The organism is Streptomyces sp. NPDC104106 (assembly GCF_055584345.1).
In genome coordinates this window covers 36,937-53,180 of the sequence record NZ_JBVJMF010000032.1, presented here as the reverse complement: position 1 = coordinate 53,180, position 16,244 = coordinate 36,937, and the positions used below count along the sequence as shown (strand labels likewise).

Sequence of the window (16,244 nt, the reverse complement as noted above, 5' to 3'; positions counted from 1 at the left end):
GTGTGCTGGCTGACTTGCTGTTTCTGAACCCAAAAGGGCAGGTCAGCGCCGGGAGCTTCCCTAGGCCTACACGACGTGCCCGCCCCGCCGCAGGTAGCGTCATCATGTGCTCCCGGAGAGGCCGGCAAAGTGGCGCGGCACTTCGCTTGGCTGGGCCAGGTCGAGGGCGTGTAGTGCGAGCCATTGGTCATGGGTGGCGCTGGGGGAGCGTAGAAGCGAGCGTTTGAGCAGTGCTTCGCTACGTGTGAGGCGCTTGCGTACGGCGGATGCCGAGATGGACAGTGCGGTCGCGGTGGGGCCGATGCGTGCGTCGAGGCGCAGCCAGGTGGTGAGGGTCTCCGCGATGCATGCTGGGACGTCGGGCGCGGTGACAGGGCGGAACTGTTGTTGGGCCCACGCCCCGACGCGGGGCAGAGACAGGAGTTCGTCCAGGGTGGGCCACATTTCCCCCGCGCGTGTGGCATCGCCTTCTGGCGGGGGCGGGATCTGTGCGGCGATGGTGCGCAGAGCGAGTGCCAGTGCGGCTTGGTCGGCGAGCCGATGCAGGTCCAGGCCGAGCAGTTCTTGGATGCATGTCAGGCGCGCGCTCAGGGTGTTGCGGTGAATATCCAGGTGGGCCGTCGCACGGGAGGAGAAGCTGAGCCACGATGCGGCGGTGGCCAGCAGTTCCGCGCTGTCGGGGTCCTGGGCCCGCCTGGCGCGGTGGGTACGGATCGGTGAGAGGAAGGCCTCGGACCAGGCCGCTACAGCGGGCCCGATGGTCAGTGCCAGGTCGGGGCTGGCCGCGAACGAGGCCTGCCGTTCGGGGCGGCCGCGTGCGGCGGCGAGAGCATGGAAGGCCTGGGCGTAGCCGGTGGCGGTTTCCCGCAGGGGCACGGCACTGCTCTCTCCGATCCAGCAGGCCGCCGCCAGCTCGGGGGGCCAGACCGGTGCCGGGGCGCCGTCACCGGGCGCAAGCATGAAGAGGTGGTCGGCGTACACCGGGCACGGCACGATCCACGCGCCGTCGGCCGTATCGGTCAGATCCCTGACCAGTTGGCCGCGAACTCTCGGTGGACCCTCGATGACGTACACCCGCACCATCGCGGGCAGAGCCGGGCGCAGCGCCCGCGCGATCTGGCGCGCGGCGGACGTATGTCCGTTCAGCAGCAGATGCAGGACCGCTTCGCGCGTCCCGGCTTCGGCGATCCTCAGCCGACGCTGCTTGCGCCGGGTGTGTTCCGCCAGCCAACTCAGACTCAGCACGGATGTGGCATCCGCAAGCAGGAGCGGCAGTTCAGGTGGTGCCGGATGGGGCGCAACGGCAGCGAGAAGGGGCGCGGCGGCACCCCGCGATCCATCGAGGGGAAGGACGATGCAGGTGAGTCCGTCCTGGTCGATGGCAACGGACCCCAGCCGCCGCTCGGTTACTGACTGCGGCTCGTCAGGGTGAACTCGCTCGAAGTCCCTGATGGGCTGGCAGTGCTGGCTGTATCTGGTGGTGTGTGAGATATGGGGATGGGGGCGGGCTGTCTGCTGCGGGACGGCGGCGCCGGGAGACGGTACGGAATCAGGCGGCCGAGCTGTTCGAGCAGAAGATCAAGCCGCTGGAGGTGGCACGGCGCCTGCGGGTGAGCCCGAAGTCGGCCTATCAATGGCATCAGCTATGGCGGGACGGCGGTGTTCGGGCTCTGGCCTCCCGCGGCCCGAGCGGATCGCGGTGCCGGCTGTCCCCGCGCTGCCTGGAGAAGCTGGCCGCGTACCTGGAGGAGGGGCCGGCTGCGCACGGCTGGGACCAGGACCAGGTGTGGACCGGTGCGCGGGTGGCGACGCTGATCGGCAGGAAGTTCCACGTCTCCTACAGCGTCTCGGGGGCCACCCGGCTGATGCGCCGGCTCGGGTTCACCCCGCAGGTTCCTGCTCGCAGAGCCGCGGAACGCGACGAGCAGGCCATCGCCGTGTGGAAGGAGGCGACGTGGGGGGAGGTAAAAGCGCCCGGGCGGCCTGTGACGGCTTCATCTGCTTCGAGGACGAAGCCGGGTTCACCCGCAGGCCGCCGAAGGGCCGCACCTGGGGCAGGCGGGGCATCACCCCGGTCGTGAGAGTGTCCGGCCGCCGTTCCGGGAGGGTCTCCGTCGCCGGGCTGATCGCGACGCGCCCGGGCTCGAGGACCCGGCTGTGCAACCGGCTGCGGCTGCACACCGGACGCAAGGGCGAGCGCCGCAGCCTGTCCGAGGACGACTACATCCGCTTGATCGACGGGATGCACCAGCTGGTCAAGGCACCGATCGTGCTCGTATGGGACCGGTTGAACACCCATGTCTCCCACACCATGCGCGAGCTGATCGAGGCACGGGAGTGGCTGACGGTGTTCATCCTGCCCTCCTATGCACCCGAACTGAACGCGGTCGAGTACCTGTGGGCCCACGTCAAACGCAGTCTCGCCAACCTCGCGAGCGTGGCTCTCGACCGGCTCGAGGCCCTCGTCCGCAACCGACTCAAACGCCTCCAGTACCGCCCGGATCTCCTCGACGGTTTCGTTGCTGGGACCGGACTCTCCCTCGACCTCCCAGCACCATCACCCTGAAGCGCCGAAATCAGTAACTCTCGCGTACCGCGCAGCGCGAGAGCGCGCTCGGTGCCGCCGAGGGGAGCGTGGGGCGGGTGGGCCGCGGTACCCGCAGAGTTCATCAGAAAGACGGTGGCGCCGGTGCGGCCCGCCAGCCAGCGAAGCACCGCCTTGGTGCCGCCCTTGCGGGCGGCACGCTGCATGTCCAGCACGTCGTCGGCCCGGCGAATCCGTCCGGCAGCCGCCGTGTCCACACGCAGATCACCGTGCATGTCGCCCCCGAGAGACTCGCAAGTCGGTTCGGTCGCAGGGTAAGCAGGTGCTGGCAGGGGCACAACAAGGCTCGCTGTGCAGACCGACACCGGAGGGACCGCTTCACCGTGCAAACAGGTCCTTCGCGCCGCTCGCAGCCGTCATAGATTCCGGTCTGCCCGGCACCGGGGCCCCCAAGGACGAGCTCCTGGCCAGTGCCGACACGGCTGGCAAGGTACAGCTGTGGGATCCCGTGACAGGCCGGAGTCGGGGCGTGGTGATGACATGGGTTTGTTGGGTCGTCGTGCTGTTCCGCTGGTGGTGCTGTCCTGTCTTGCGCTGGCGGGGTGTTCGTCGGCCGGGTCGCATGGAGGTGGGGGGTCGGCGGGGAAGAACGGGGCGTCTGCTGCCGGGCCGTCGGGTTCGGCGTCGGCCGCAGGGTCGGTGGGGGAGATCCCGGAGATGCCCCCGGCACACCGGCGGACCCTTGGCACCGGCGGCCGCGCCGACGCGAACCCTCTTCGCCTCTCCTGACGTCTTGACCGGCCCCTCGCACCGGTATGCGAGGGCAGTGGGGGCTCCGACCGCCAACGGGGAGCGTGGGTGTTACGTGTGCAGGCCACGCATCAGCGCGGCGAGCCCACCCAGGAACTCCTCGTCGGCACCCACGTCACGCGCGCGCTGCGCGGTCTGGGCCAGGTGCGGGAACTCGGTGGGCGGCAGCGCGGAGATGGCGACCGTGCCCTCGCCTGCCAGGGGCCCCAGGTGTTCCAGTTGGATGGCCCCGATGATGTAGCTCAGCAGGGCCCGTAGCGCGATGACGCGTCGTGTGCCGTCGAAGCCTGCCTCGGCGAGGACGGTGAGTACTGCTTCCGACCAGCGCAACACTGCGCGGGACTGGTGCCGGTGGGTGACCGTCAGCGGCACGACCGCGGGGTGTGCACTGATGGTGTCGCGCAGGCGCCGCACCAGGGCCTCGATCCGCTCCTCCCACGGCGTGCACGAAGGCGCCGGCTCGGTGTCGACGGTTCCGAGGACGGACTCGACGACCAGCCGTTCGAGTTCCTCGCGGTCGGCGACGTAGCGGTAGAGCCCCATCGTGCTCATCCGCAGTTCCTGCGCGACCGCGCGCATCGACAGGCCGGCGAGCCCCTCGCGATCAATGACGGTGAGGGCGGCCGAGGCGAGCTGATCCGGGGTGAGTGAACGAGGGCGAGGCATGACGGTTGACAGCGTACGGCATACGCCTACGCTGGTAAGCGTATGGTGTACGCCTAAAGTGAGGGGGAGATGATGCGCACGTCTCGAAGGCGCACGCAGGGAGGGACCTTAGGGCCTGGTGCCACTGTCGGTTCCCGCGGGCTCACGGCCGTGTCGGGCGCCCCGGTCACTGTGCCCGACCAAGACCGGCTGACTCATGTGCAGTTCCGACGGTTCGCCGGCTGCCCGATCTGCAACCTGCACCTGCGATCGGTGGTGCGGCGACACGCGGAGATCGCTCAGGCCGGAATCCGCGAGGTCGCGATCTTCCACTCCCCCGCAGAAGAACTGCGGGACCACGTATCCGACCTTCCCTTCGCGGTGATCGCCGACCCGGCCAAGCGGCTGTACACCGAGTTCGGCGTCGAGTCGGCGCCTCGCGCGCTGCTGAGCCCGCGCGCCTGGGGACCAACCGCCCGGGCCATTCTGCGCAGCGCGTGGACGATCGCCCGCGGGCGGGAGCGTGCTCCGGCCCGCAGGCCGCGCGGCGGACGGCTCGGCCTTCCCGCCGACTTCCTGATCGCGCCCGACGGCCGCGTCCTCGCCGCCAAGTACGGCGAACACGCCTACGACCAGTGGACGGTCGACGAACTGCTCGAACTGGCCGCCCGAACACCACTGCCGCCAAGGTCCCGTCCCGAAGGAGTGTCATGAGTGAGAATCCCCGGCCTACCCCTGCGCAGGAGCTCGCCGGGTACCTGAGGTCGTACATCCGGGAGATGGGCCTGGGCAACGAGGACCCCGGCGTGGTCATCGACCGGTACCACACCCCGGACATCGAGTGGCACAGCGATGGGATACGGCTGGACCGGGACAGGCTGATCGCCCATGCCCGCCCTGCACGCAAGAGCGCGATCGCCCTCGACGTCGAAGTCCATGACACTCTGGTGGCCGGCGACCGCGTCGCCGCCCGGTACACCCTGCGCTCCACCATGCGAAAATGGCGTCGCTTGAGCAACGAGATCTACCTGTTCGGGGAACTGGCTCCGGACGGACGGCTGCGCCGCGTCCACTCCATCACCCGTGACATGCCGGACCAGGCCGGCGACGGCACCGGGAGGTGAGGCCGCCGGGAAACCGGGCGAGACATCGTGGGACATGTCGTCGGCGGCCGACGGACATTGGCCGATCTGGTTCGGACCGCTCCGAGCGCCGTCGGCTCAAGCGGTGGAGGCGACGGCACAACACCACCCACGCCGAGATCCGTTGCGTCGGCGAGCAGGGGAAGGCGCCCCTGAAGGGCTGACGCCTGCTGCGGAAGCCTACGCCGGACCCGCCCGGCGACGACGAATTCGTCAGGGACCTCCATCCACGGCGAACACGCGCCCGGAGGCGGCAGCCGACAGCTCACGCGCGCGATGCACCTGTCCGCGTGCGCCGCCCTGCACTCGGCGACCGCATTCGCCGGGAGCCCTGGGGCCCCAGGGCTCCCCCGTGAGCGGCTGAGCGTGGCGTCAACGTGCGAACTTTTCGATGGCCGCCGGGGTGACGGGGGTGAAGAAGTTGACGAGTCGACCATCACCGTCGGTGCCGCCGGCGGAACCGGTCTCCTCGGCGCCGCTGCCGCGCCCAGCGCGGCGGCCGCCGTCAAGTACGCGACCATGCCGCGGGCGACGAGCACCCCCAGTCCCATCCGGCGTCCGCCACGGCCTGCGTTCTCCCGCAGCCGTTCGTGCTCGGCGACCGCGGCTGCCGCGGCACCGCCCGGGGCGGCCGCGGGCTATGGGCCCTTCAGCCGTGCTGGTCTCCGCCTCGCGCCGACGCGACAGCGCGCGCTCGATGGAACGCGGGTGGACGGTGAAGCCGAACTCCTCCAGGACTCTGCCCGCGAGGTCCTTCGAGGTCAGGGAGGTATCGGCGGTCAGCCAGCCGCCGATGGCCGCCATCACCGGCGCGGTCAGCTTCGTGGGCCCCTTCGGGCCCGGCCTGCTCGATCTGCAGACCGAGTGCCACCGGATCGTTGAGGATGCGTACTGCGCTCAGTTGGACGCCGTCGTCGGTCTGACGCACGGTCACGGACCGCCTGCGGTGCAGGTCGGCACCGACGTACTGGTGTCCGTCGTACTCGCTCACCTGGGGCTCCTTCGCCGTCACGTAGTGGGTGACTGGCGTCTACCCAGGCCACCCGCGGAGGGCTGGGCTTCGCCCCTTCATCGCATCACAAGTTGTGGACTGAGCCGCGATGGCTACCGAAGCTTCTCCCACCGGCCCGGGTGCGTTCGTATTCGAGGTCCGGCCTTTCGAGTCGACACGTGGTCGCGCCTGAGCCCGTGATCAGTTTCGGCGGCGTCTGGCTGTGGGAAGGAAGCGGGTGAGCTTCCCGCGGTTCGGTGCCAGCCACTGTGCAATGTCGGTGACGACGGCATGGTCGACGTGTTGGGGCGCGTCATAGTCCGTCGGCGTGGATGGCCCTTCGCCGGGGAAGAACAGATGGTCGTCGGCGTCGTAGATACGGATCGTGACATCCGAGCGGTGGACGAGGCCACGCCTCCACCGTGCGAGGTCGTCGTCGACGGTCACTTGGTAGTCGCGTCCTCCTTGGAGAATGAGCATCGGTTTGTCCGTCTCGGCCGCAGCGGAGACCGGGTCGTAGCCGCGCATGTCCAGCCAGTACGGTGCGGGGAAGGCGTACGGAAGGTCCTCGGCAGGCGTCGTGGCGGACAACTCCGGGCTGTCGACACGTGCGGCCTGTTCGGCGGCGATGGTGACGGCGGCCTCGATGTCGGGGCCTGGGTTCACGGTGGACAGGTAGCGGGCGACCCGGACGGCGGCGTGATGCATCGGCTGGGCGTCCCCGGCCAGGATGATCAGGCCGGCGACGGAGGGTTCGGCGGCTGCTACGCGCGGTGCTGCCTTGCCGCCCATGCTGTGGCCCAGCAGGAAGACTCGTTCGGCGTCCACGGCCGGGTGTCGGTGGAGCAGGTGGACGGCGGCGACCGCATGCGGCACGTACTCGTCCGACATGGTGAAATCGGGCGCGGAGGCGACGTCCGGGTGGGTGTGGGTCACCTTGTCGAACCGCAGCACCGCCACGCCGCGGCTGGCCAGTCCCCAGGACAGGTCCTTCAGCGGCTTGTTCGCTCCGCTGGTCTCGTCGCGGTCGAAGGGGCCGCCGCCGCTGAGGAGTACGACGCCGGGCCGCAGGCCGCGCCTGCGGGGCAGCGTCAGCGTGCCGGGCACGGCGAGTGGGCCGGTGCCCACTGTGACCTCCTGCTCGGTGAACCTGTTCCGGGCCGCGTAGGGCGGTGGTTTCCACGAGGTGGTGGACAGGGGTGCGAATCGTAGGCCGTGCAGCATGCCGGTGTCGTCCACCGACATGACCACGTTCAGGCCCCCGCGTTCGCAAGTCACCGGGACGCTCACGCGGACCAGGCCCGCGTCGCGCTGTTCGGTCGTCGGTTGACCGATCTGCGAGATCGACCCTTTCATGCCCGTCTCGGTAGCCCAGGCCGTCCGCACCGTTTCCGCGGACACAACTGCTCGCAGCCGCGGCGCGAAGAGCTCTTCGATCTCGGCGAAGCGCCCGCTGCATGCCAGGTCGACGACCCGCGTCGCACTCTGTATCGGACTCGCGTCCATCCCCCACTACCTTTCTCATTTTTTGCGAACGGTAGCAGATTGAGAGAAGGTTGGCTCATGGACACGTTGGAACTCCTGGCGCACCCGGTGCGCCTGCGGATCGTGCACGCCATGCGTGGCGGGCGGATGCTGACCACGTCCCAGTTGTGCGCGCTGGTGCCGGACGTGTCGAAGGCGATGGTCTACCGGCACGTCGACCTGCTCTCCGGGGGCGGAATCCTCGAAGTGGCCGAGGAGCGGCGGGTGCGGGGCGCGGTGGAACGGGTCTTCCGCCTGCGCCAGGACCGGGCGGTCATCGACGCCGACACCGTCAAGTCGCTCTCCCTCGACGATCACCGTGGCGCGTTCGCCATCGCGCTCGCCGTGCTGGCCGCCGAGTTCAATGCGTACCTCGGACAAGACCACGCCGACCCGGCCGCGGATCTCGTCGGCTACCGGCAGCACGCCGTCTGGCTCAGCCGCGACGAACTTCATGAGCTGATCGGTGAGTTGCGCAGCGCGATCGCCCCCCGGCTGGCCAACCAGCCCGCAGGCGACCGCGCGCGGTACTTGCTCAGCCCGATCCTCTTTCCGATCGAGGAACCGCCCAGAGACTCGGCCACCGCCTGAAACGCCGATAACTCAAAGATGACAGATCGCCGAGAACCAGCGCGCGACGCAGCAGCCCAGATCAGCAGCGTCCTTCCGACCACGGCATCCGCGATCTTCTTTGGGGCCGGCTCCCGCGCCGCGGCCCTGGCGAAACGGCCGCTGTCCCACCGCGGCCGGCTTCTCGACGGCCTTCCCGGAGTCCACCTGCCCGACCTGGACGAGCTGCGGGCCCGGGGTGTGCTCGGTGCCCACCCGGCGGCGGTGGTGATCATGTCCGTTTCGCGGAGAGATCACCGCCGCCGCCAGCTGAGCGGTCAGGATGCGAAGAACTCCTGGTTCAGGTCGCCCCACGCAGGCCATAGCTGGAGCCCGCGGTTGGCGCCCGACGAGTCATAGTCCAGCACCAGGCCGGTGGCAACGTTGACGATCTGAGTGTTCCCGTCGGACAGCCCGTTCAGATACCACTGCGAAGAGCTGTTATTGCAGACGTTGTTCCCATTGGTGACGACCACCGGCGAGGCCTGCCGATTCCAGTTCGGGATAAGGCAGCCGCCGTTGGGGACCCACTCGAACCGGTACCTCCACCGGCCCGAACCATCTTGTTGCACGTCCGCGAATGTCCAGTGGTTGGAGTAGCCGTCGCACCCATACGCGTGAACGCTCACCCCCAAGTTCCCGTACGAGTCCGGCCGGAGGCACGGACCGCCGCCCCAGGGGGTCCGGAGGTTGAACGTTGCGCCCGCGTTCGCCGTGCCGGTGGTGCCCAGCAGCATCGCGAGCGCCGCCGTCAGAGTCGCGGCCAGCTTTACGAGGCGGTTGGACAGCAGTTTCCTGATCCGGATCAAGCCGCTTTCTCTTTCGGTCCGCGCGCGCATGGACTTGCCGAGTTTGAGCATGAGTGAGCTTCCCCCTCTGATGGCGGCCTCGACTGGGCCGTTGTTGGCTCGCACGACAATCTAGGACCGGCAACGCATCGTGTGGAGTGTCTGGTTGCACAGTGAAGAGGGGATTCCGGTGCCGCAGTGCACCGCGAGCCGGGAAAGTGCAGGCAGGGCCCCGTGATCAAAGTTGCGCATCCACCCGCACGGTGGTGCGGTCACCGGTGCAGAGCCACCACGGTGTCCACCACCGCACGGGCCTGCTCCATCTGCTCATCGCGCAGCGTCTGCAGAGCCCGCACGGCGTCCGTCGGTGAGTCGGCGAGGATCTGGCTGACGAAGTGAGCCATGGTGCGGGCGATCCCCGGCGCGGAGGCCGCGGGGGCGTGCGTGGCCCACGCGCGGATCGTCATCAGGTAGATGACGCCGACCTCGTCCAGGACGAAGGAGTCGGCGCAGGCGTCGGTGTCGTCGGACAACGCGGTCACGGGAAAGACGATCAGTTCCGCGATGCCCGGCAGCAGCCCCGGCAGCTGCTGCACCTCGGGCGCGAGCCGCGCCGCAGCGGCGTCGTCTCCGCTCTCCACCGCCAGGATGCAGTCGAAGCCGAGCTGGACCAGGTGCGGGGGCAGCGAGGGAAGGGGCCTTGGGTCAAGGCCCAGCGGGTGAGGTGTCGCGCTTGGCTGGTGGCATGATCCGACTGGTCGAACACGCCCTCGCCGACCACAAACGCTGGAAACAACTACTGCGCTGGACCCACCGCCGCGACCGCCTGCCCGACACCTACCGCGCCATCGCCGGCCTTGTCTCCGACCGCGCCGTCACCGCCTGAAAGCAGGCCACGACCAGGCCAGACACATCTCACCCGCTATCACGCACCAACTCGTGAGCACCTCGGTACCGGCGACGGCGTCCTGAACGTGGACGAGACAGGCTTCGAAGGGCACCGGCTCGGCGGGCGTGCAGCGGCTGTGAACTCGACTGCACCGGCTGTCCCAGCGGTGCCCCTTCTCGGACCTGGCGCGCCGTGGCGGGCGGCCTCTCCCTGCCTCATCCACCACGAGATCGCGCACCTCGAGGACCTGCTGTACACCGCTCGCATGCGAAACGGCGTCGATCCGATCCCCGTGTAGGAGTACCGGGAGACAGGCCGGCCCTGGACTTACGAGTAGAGTCCGGCGCACCTCCTGCAGCCGCCTTGGGCGAGCCCGGCAGCCCGGGTGAAGACTGCCTCGGCTGACTTGCTGACCTCCGCCGACCTCGTCATGCCCTGGGGCTTCGGGTCGACGTGGCCGTGAGCCTGCGGCCAGGTGGCGTCGCGCCGCTGGCCTGCTCTTCCAGTGCTGCCCGTCTGTCACGGGTTCGGCGCCGCACGACTGCGACGGTCTCCCGCGAGACGGTGGCAAGGGCCACCGACGGCAGGAGCAGGTAGAAGACGAAGAGCTTGCGGAGGTCGTCGAGGAAGTACCAGATCGACGCGGTGGCACTGAACCAGAACGCGACCAGTGAGCCGGCGCCGCGCTCCTGGCTGCGTACCGCGCTGACGAGGCACCAGAGAGCGGTCAACGCCAGCAGTGCAGCGATGGCGACGTAGGAGTGGCTCCAGCCGAACTCGGCACGCCGCAGTTGGGAGTTGACTGCCATAGCCTCGGCCACCGGTCCCCAGCCCAGCGTGCAGGACAGGCGTGCCGACCACGGCAGTGTCAGCACACCCAGCGCGGCGGCTGCGAGGGCGACCTGGCCGAAGTGGGCGGTGTCCACCAGGTGGCCACGGGCGCACAGCACCGAGAGCAGGCATCCGAGCAGAGCCAGAGCGCTGTCGGCTGAAGGCCGAAGTGAAGGCCGGAACGTGTCCCGGAGAGCGGCTCGGCCGCCGAATGGTGTCCCCTCGGGCGGAGGCGGAGGCGTGGTGGACTGGGCCGTCGGCATGGAGGCCTGGGGCAGAGCGTCGGCGAGGGCGGCGCGCATCTGTCCCGCATCGGCGAATCGTTCCGCCGGGTCCTTGCGCAGCGCGCGCAGGATCACTGCGTCCACCGCCGGCGGTATCTGCGCTCGGAGCCGGGAGACCTGCTCGGGCTCGGCGTACAGGTGCTGGTGCATGACGGCGAACGGCGAATCGCCACGGAACGGGGTCTGTCCGGTCAGCAGTTCGTGCAGCAGGCAGCCTATCGCGTACAGATCGGCCCGGTGGTCGATCTCCGCACCGCTGATCTGCTCGGGCGAGAGGTAGGCGGGGGTGCCTATGGCCGCGCCACTGCCCGTGATGCGGGTGGCGGCCTCGGTGAACGCCTTGGCGATACCGAAGTCGAGGACCTTCACGGCGCCGGGTGCGGTGAGCATGATGTTCGAGGGCTTGACGTCCCTGTGCACGATGCCGCGTTCGTGGCTGTGCCCCAGCGCGTCCAGCACCGCACAGGCTGTGTTGATCGCGTCGGCGACGGGCAGCGGGCCGTCTCGCAGGACCTCGGCGAGGGTGGTCCCCTGCACGTACTCCATGACCAGGTAGGGCCGCGGGCCGTCCGGGTGCGGCTCCTCGCCGACGTCGTGGATGGTGGCCACCGCCGGATGGTTCAGCGCGGCGGCCGCGTGGGCCTCGCGCCGGAAGCGGGCTCGCGACTGCGGGTCGTGAGCCAATTGTGAGGAGAGCAGCTTGACGGCGACGGTGCGGCGCAGTTGCCGGTCCACCCCACGATGGACCGTTCCCATGCCACCCTGCCCGAGCTTCTCGACCAACTCGTAGCGGCCGCTCAGGACTGTTTCGCGCCCCACACACGCCTCCCGTGAATTCAGACCGCGGAGTAGCTTACGGCGCGACGTCGGCGGGCCGGTCGTCACCGCCGCAGGCCGGCGAACTGCCGAGCCGGCGCGGACAGGCGCGCTGCCGAGCTCACTTGGGTGCCTGCGGAGTTGACGGTGAGGATTGCGGCTTTGCTGGGAACACCCTGCTGGTTGAGCGCGAAGAGCATGTACGTGCCGGGAAGTGCCACGCCGGGGTCGGCCGGGATGTCGAGTTCGTAGGTGTTGGCCGCGGTCTTGCGGGACGTCAGCGGTATTCGGCGTTGGTCGTTGTCGACTGAGTGGGTCGCAGCTCCGGCTCGGACCAGGGCGAACTTGTCGATGGGCATGTCGGACGTCACCGTCAGCCGCTGCCCGTGTGCGACGGCGGGGGGAACGCCGCTGATGATGTGGGGGCGGGGCTTTTCGCTGCCGTCGGGGTTGAGGAGGTAGGGCGGGGTGAAGATCGCACCGTCGGCGTGGTTGGTTTCGCAGTCGCCGCACAAGCCGCCGCCTCCGGTGAAGATCCGCCCGTCGGGGAGCAGATTGGCGACGCTGTGATAGTTACGGGGGAGCGCCATGGATGCCATGGGTGTGAAGCGGCCGGTGGCGGGGTCCCATATCTCGGGGCTCAGAACGGAGTGGCTGTCGCTGAAGGGCTTGGCGTAGGACTGTCCCCCGAAGACCGCGACCTTTCCGTTCGGCATGACGACGCTGTTGGCGAAGGAGCGGGCGTAGGCCATGTCGCCGGTGCGGACGCTGACGGGCGCCCCGTCGGGGCCTTTGACGCCGACGGTGTAGGCGCGGTTGGTGGCCGTCGCGTTCTCGTACGCGGTGGCGCCGCCCAGGGTGAGGAGCTTGCCCACGTCGTAGGCGACGGCATCGCCGTTCATCGCGTCGAGGCTGTCGGCGCGGGTGCCGGCCGAGGTGATACCGCCCTCGCCATCGGTGGATATCCAGTTGAGCTGCTTGCTGGGGCCGAACTGCAGGACTCGTCCGTTGGACGTGGCGTACAGCCATTCGTGGTTGTCCGCCCGGAAGGGGCCTGCCGGGTCGGCGGTCAGGGTTGGGGTGACCGGTACGCCGGACAGTCTGTGCCAGGTGCCGGTGGCGGCCGACCAGACCTCGCCGCCCTTGTCCGGGGCGTTGTCGAGGCCCCAGGAACCGCCGATGACGAACGCGTCACCGTTGGGGAGCAAGGTCATGGCCTGGTAGCCGCGCGCGATGTTCATGTCGCTGGTGGGGGTCCACTTGTCGGTGGCGGGGTCGTAGATACTGGCGCGCTCGGCATTGCTGCCGCCGGTCACCAGTACCCGGCCGTCGGCGAGCATCGCGATGCCGGGACAGAACATGTCGTGCTTGGTGTTGTCGACGCGGCGCTGGGTGATCTTGCCGGTGGTCAGGTCCATGATGGCGGTCTGGGTGTAGCCGTTGCTCCCGCCGAAGCGGTCGGGGGCGTAGGCGGACCAGGCCAGGAGCTTGTCGTTGGGCAGTACGGCGGTCGCGACCGGCACCAGCGGGAAGCCGATCAGCGTGCCCCACTCACCGTGTTCAGCGGGGTTGGCCGGACCACTCAGGCGTAGTTCGGCGGCCGAGGACCACGGCCCGCGGCCGCCGGCCTCGGTGATGGCCGTCAGACGGACATAGCGCGCTGTGACGGGTTGGTCGAACGTGGCGCCCTTGACGGTGTCGTCGTCCTTCCAGGTCCCGGTCGCCACCGGTATCCCGAAGGTGGTGCCGTCCGTGCTGGTGGTGATCGAGTACTGGCCTATGCGACCGTTGGCGCCGGCGTCCAGGCGTGGCTCGTAGGAGAGGCCTGAGACGACGGCGGTGCGGTGCATGTCGATGGTGATGCTGTGCGGCAGCGGTGGGGCATCACCGGACCACTGGGTGTGCCAGATGGTGCCGGGGTTGCCGTCCAGTGCGTTCTGGGCACGGCCGTCACCCGCTTGGGTCTCTTCGCTGTCGGCGGTGGCGGTCCACCCGTCGCGCGGCAGATCGACGCCGGGTCCGGGCGTGCTCGGATCCCCGAGCAGGTTGATCTCCGCCGCCGAGACCCGCGGCCCGCGCGCGCCGGGCTCGGAGGTGGCGGTCAGCCGCACGTAGCGGGTTCGTTCGGCCGCGAACCGCAGCTTCCTGACAGCCGCATCGTCGGCCAGGGTTCCCGTGGCCACGGGCTTCCCCCAGGTAGTGCCGTCGGCACTCAGGTGGATGGCGTATTCGCCGATCCGGCCACCGGGATTGCCGTCCTGGCGCGGCTGGTAGACCAGGCCCGAGACGACGGCGGTGCGGTGCATGTCGATGGTGATGCTGTGCGGCTGTGGCTCCTGGGCGTGGTGGATGTCCGCGCCGGTGTCCTCGTCGCTGACGGTGGCGGTCCACCCGTCACGCGGCAGGATGGGAGCGGCGGGTTCCATCGCCTCCCTGGGGACGACCTCGGCGTGTGCTCCTGGGGGCGTCGGCACGTGGCCGCCGGGGGGTGGGGTTGTGCCGTGTGCGGCTGTCGCACCGTCCGCGATGGCGGGGTTCGGCCGCAGCAGCGCGCCGGTCACTGCCGCGGAAGCCAGGAGGACAAGGCTGAGGGCTCGCACCTTGGCCACTCGTAACCTGCCTGGCGCACCTGTCATGGCGTCTCTCCGAACGGTGAGCAAGGGGCCGCGACCACGTCTGCCGCACAGGCAACGCCCCAGGGCGGCTCGCACCGCGAATACGCGCGGAATCCGGCAAACGGCTTTGGAAGGGTCCACAGGATTCAGCTTTGTTCATGCAGTCACCGTGCACGCCCCTGAGGCCACCTGCGCCCCGAGCGCAGCCGATGGGGGGAGTCCCCGCGGAGCCTTCTGCGGGCGGCCAGCGGGTCTTCGCACGGACCTGCGCGCATGGACGGGCCCTGCAGCGCGAGCGCACAGTCGCCGCCGTCGCACACCGCCGGCGGACACCTGGCCGCCACCGGCGTGGGCCCGGCCACAGACGGACAGGCGGAGTGGGCAGTTCAGGCGGCCGGTGAGGTGTTCCCCGGAGTGTGGACACGGGGGTTCATGCCGCGAGGGTGAGTCTATGCATCTGCCCGATGCTGCTGTTCGAACTCGACGGGTGAGAGGTAGCCGAGGCTGCTGTGGCGCCTGCGGGCGTTGTAGTACGTCAGCCACTGGAAGATCTCCAGCCGGGCCTGCCGCGCCGTCGTGAACACCCCGCGCACGGCTTCTCGCTTCAGCCCCTGCCAGAAGCTCTCGGCCAGCGCGTTGTCGTAGCTCGACCCGACCCGGCCCATACTCCTGCGGATGCCGAAACGATCGCTGACCTGGGTGAACGCCGCTGAGGTGTAGTGCGAGCCCCTGTCCGCATGGAAGATCACTCCATCGACGATGGCGTTCATACGCGGCATCTGTACACCGGTGAGGATGACCTGGATGCCGGCGTCGGCGAGGATCTGGTCGAAGAGCGCGGGGTACTTCGCGTCCCGGTCCCGGACCAGGTAGGTGACGGTGGCTCGGGCGTCTTCCAGGTCCGTGACCAGGTTGCGGGCGGCCTGGGCGACCCGTTGCGCGGTCGGGTGCGCGGTGGTGCCGAGGATGGACGCGGCGGGTGGCGTGCTCGATGACCGCGAGGATGTACTGGCGCCGGCCGGTCAGGGTGACGGTCTCGATGAAGTCGCAGGCCAAGAGAGCGCCGGCCTGGGAGCGCAGGAAGCCTGCCCACGTGGTCGCGGCCCGCTCCGGCGCGGGATCGATGCCCTGGGCGTGGAGGGTCTCCCAGACGGTGCAGGCGGCGACCTTGATGCCGAGCGTGGCGAGTTCCCCGTGCACCCGGCGGTAGCCCCAGGACGGGTTCTCCCGGGCCAGGCGCAGGATCAGGACGCGGATCGAGCGGACGGTGGGCGGCCGCCCGGGCCGCTTCGGCCGGCAGGTACGGGCATGGCGCTGCTTCATGAGGCCGCGGTGCCAGCGCAGCACGGTGTCGGGATGGACCAGCAACCGGAAGCCGGCACAGCACTTGGCGGGGCAGCGGCACCAGCAGAGCGGCGAGGAGGGTCCGGTCTTCCGGAGCGAACTTCACCCGGGCTGCACCGAGCTGCCGCTCAAGGACGATGATCTGGTGGCGCAGGGCGAGGATCTCCGCATCCTTGTCGCGATCGCTCATCGGCAGCAGCCGCAGCGCGGCGAACGTGTTGATGCCGGTCAGGTAGGCAGGACGAAGCAACACGAGCGCTCATCCTGCCGCACCGCCGAACAAGCCGCTGAGCTGCACGGATGACATTCTCGGCAGACGCAGGGCTGCTTAGCACGGACAACATCAAAGCCATCTGCCGCGACCCTGAGTCCGAGCCGAGCTGCGCCTCCTCCGGTTTCACGGAGCGCCTC

At 69.4% G+C, this 16,244-nt stretch carries 12 protein-coding genes and 2 pseudogenes; 5 read left to right on the top strand and 9 right to left on the bottom strand.

The window, feature by feature from the left end:
- Positions 1 to 102 precede the first annotated feature (102 nt).
- Positions 103 to 1,245 carry a helix-turn-helix domain-containing protein gene (locus ACZ60X_RS41845; RefSeq protein ID WP_469610707.1) on the bottom strand — a complete coding sequence of 381 codons (1,143 nt, stop codon included), beginning with the start codon at positions 1,243 to 1,245 and terminating at the stop codon, positions 103 to 105.
- A 239-nt stretch (positions 1,246 to 1,484) separates the two neighbouring features.
- Between ACZ60X_RS41845 and ACZ60X_RS41840 the strand changes: the two genes are divergently transcribed.
- Positions 1,485 to 2,566, top strand: a protein-coding gene (locus tag ACZ60X_RS41840) for an IS630 family transposase (protein ID WP_469610705.1) whose coding sequence is annotated in 2 segments (ribosomal slippage) — positions 1,485 to 1,989 and positions 1,989 to 2,566 — 1,083 coding nt in all. Because the reading frame shifts where the segments join, the coding sequence is not laid out codon by codon here.
- Positions 2,567 to 3,406: 840 nt separating this feature from the next.
- On the opposite strand, the gene ACZ60X_RS41835 is transcribed toward ACZ60X_RS41840, so the two are convergent.
- The gene (locus ACZ60X_RS41835; protein WP_469610703.1) at positions 3,407 to 4,021 is read right to left on the bottom strand and encodes a TetR/AcrR family transcriptional regulator; all 615 of its coding nucleotides are present in this window, start codon (positions 4,019 to 4,021) and stop codon (positions 3,407 to 3,409) included.
- Positions 4,022 to 4,192: 171 nt separating this feature from the next.
- Between ACZ60X_RS41835 and ACZ60X_RS41830 the strand changes: the two genes are divergently transcribed.
- Together ACZ60X_RS41830 and ACZ60X_RS41825 are read left to right on the top strand one after the other, a co-directional pair.
- Positions 4,193 to 4,714: a peroxiredoxin-like family protein gene (locus tag ACZ60X_RS41830; protein ID WP_469610701.1), complete on the top strand. Its 522-nt coding sequence runs from the start codon at positions 4,193 to 4,195 to the stop codon at positions 4,712 to 4,714.
- The gene (locus ACZ60X_RS41825) at positions 4,711 to 5,124 is read left to right on the top strand and encodes a nuclear transport factor 2 family protein (RefSeq protein WP_469610698.1); all 414 of its coding nucleotides are present in this window, start codon (positions 4,711 to 4,713) and stop codon (positions 5,122 to 5,124) included. Before ACZ60X_RS41830 ends, ACZ60X_RS41825 begins: the two co-directional genes overlap by 4 nt.
- A 1,210-nt stretch (positions 5,125 to 6,334) precedes the next feature.
- On the opposite strand, the gene ACZ60X_RS41820 is transcribed toward ACZ60X_RS41825, so the two are convergent.
- Positions 6,335 to 7,489, bottom strand: coding sequence for an alpha/beta hydrolase family protein (locus ACZ60X_RS41820; RefSeq protein WP_469610696.1), 1,155 nt, complete (start codon positions 7,487 to 7,489; stop codon positions 6,335 to 6,337).
- Between the two features lie 207 nt (positions 7,490 to 7,696).
- On the opposite strand from ACZ60X_RS41820, the gene ACZ60X_RS41815 reads away from it, so the two are divergent.
- On the top strand, positions 7,697 to 8,248 hold the full coding sequence (locus ACZ60X_RS41815) for a helix-turn-helix domain-containing protein (protein WP_067045205.1): 552 nt from the start codon (positions 7,697 to 7,699) through the stop codon (positions 8,246 to 8,248).
- 296 nt (positions 8,249 to 8,544) lie between these two features.
- Here the strand turns inward: ACZ60X_RS41815 and ACZ60X_RS41810 are convergent, their stop codons facing one another.
- Both ACZ60X_RS41810 and ACZ60X_RS41805 read right to left on the bottom strand, forming a co-directional pair.
- A complete protein-coding gene (locus tag ACZ60X_RS41810; RefSeq protein ID WP_469610694.1) occupies positions 8,545 to 9,126 on the bottom strand; it encodes an RICIN domain-containing protein in 582 nt (193 codons plus the stop codon).
- Positions 9,127 to 9,326: 200 nt separating this feature from the next.
- The gene (locus ACZ60X_RS41805; protein ID WP_469610692.1) at positions 9,327 to 9,695 is read right to left on the bottom strand and encodes a hypothetical protein; all 369 of its coding nucleotides are present in this window, start codon (positions 9,693 to 9,695) and stop codon (positions 9,327 to 9,329) included.
- A 104-nt stretch (positions 9,696 to 9,799) separates the two neighbouring features.
- Between ACZ60X_RS41805 and ACZ60X_RS41800 the strand changes: the two genes are divergently transcribed.
- Positions 9,800 to 9,940: a hypothetical protein gene (locus ACZ60X_RS41800; protein ID WP_469610744.1), complete on the top strand. Its 141-nt coding sequence runs from the start codon at positions 9,800 to 9,802 to the stop codon at positions 9,938 to 9,940.
- A gap of 431 nt (positions 9,941 to 10,371) precedes the next feature.
- On the opposite strand, the gene ACZ60X_RS41795 is transcribed toward ACZ60X_RS41800, so the two are convergent.
- From ACZ60X_RS41795 to ACZ60X_RS41780, 4 genes and pseudogenes are all read right to left on the bottom strand, one after another.
- Positions 10,372 to 11,877, bottom strand: coding sequence for a protein kinase domain-containing protein (locus tag ACZ60X_RS41795; RefSeq protein WP_469610690.1), 1,506 nt, complete (start codon positions 11,875 to 11,877; stop codon positions 10,372 to 10,374).
- 62 nt (positions 11,878 to 11,939) lie between these two features.
- Positions 11,940 to 14,300 (bottom strand): discoidin domain-containing protein, encoded by a 2,361-nt coding sequence (locus tag ACZ60X_RS41790; protein ID WP_469610688.1) that lies wholly within the window; start codon positions 14,298 to 14,300, stop codon positions 11,940 to 11,942.
- Positions 14,301 to 14,938: 638 nt separating this feature from the next.
- A pseudogene (locus tag ACZ60X_RS41785) lies at positions 14,939 to 15,247 on the bottom strand (integrase core domain-containing protein); the annotation flags it as partial.
- A pseudogene (locus ACZ60X_RS41780) lies at positions 15,242 to 16,086 on the bottom strand (integrase); the annotation flags it as partial. The pseudogenes ACZ60X_RS41785 and ACZ60X_RS41780, both read right to left, overlap by 6 nt.
- Between the last annotated feature and the right edge of the window lie 158 nt (positions 16,087 to 16,244).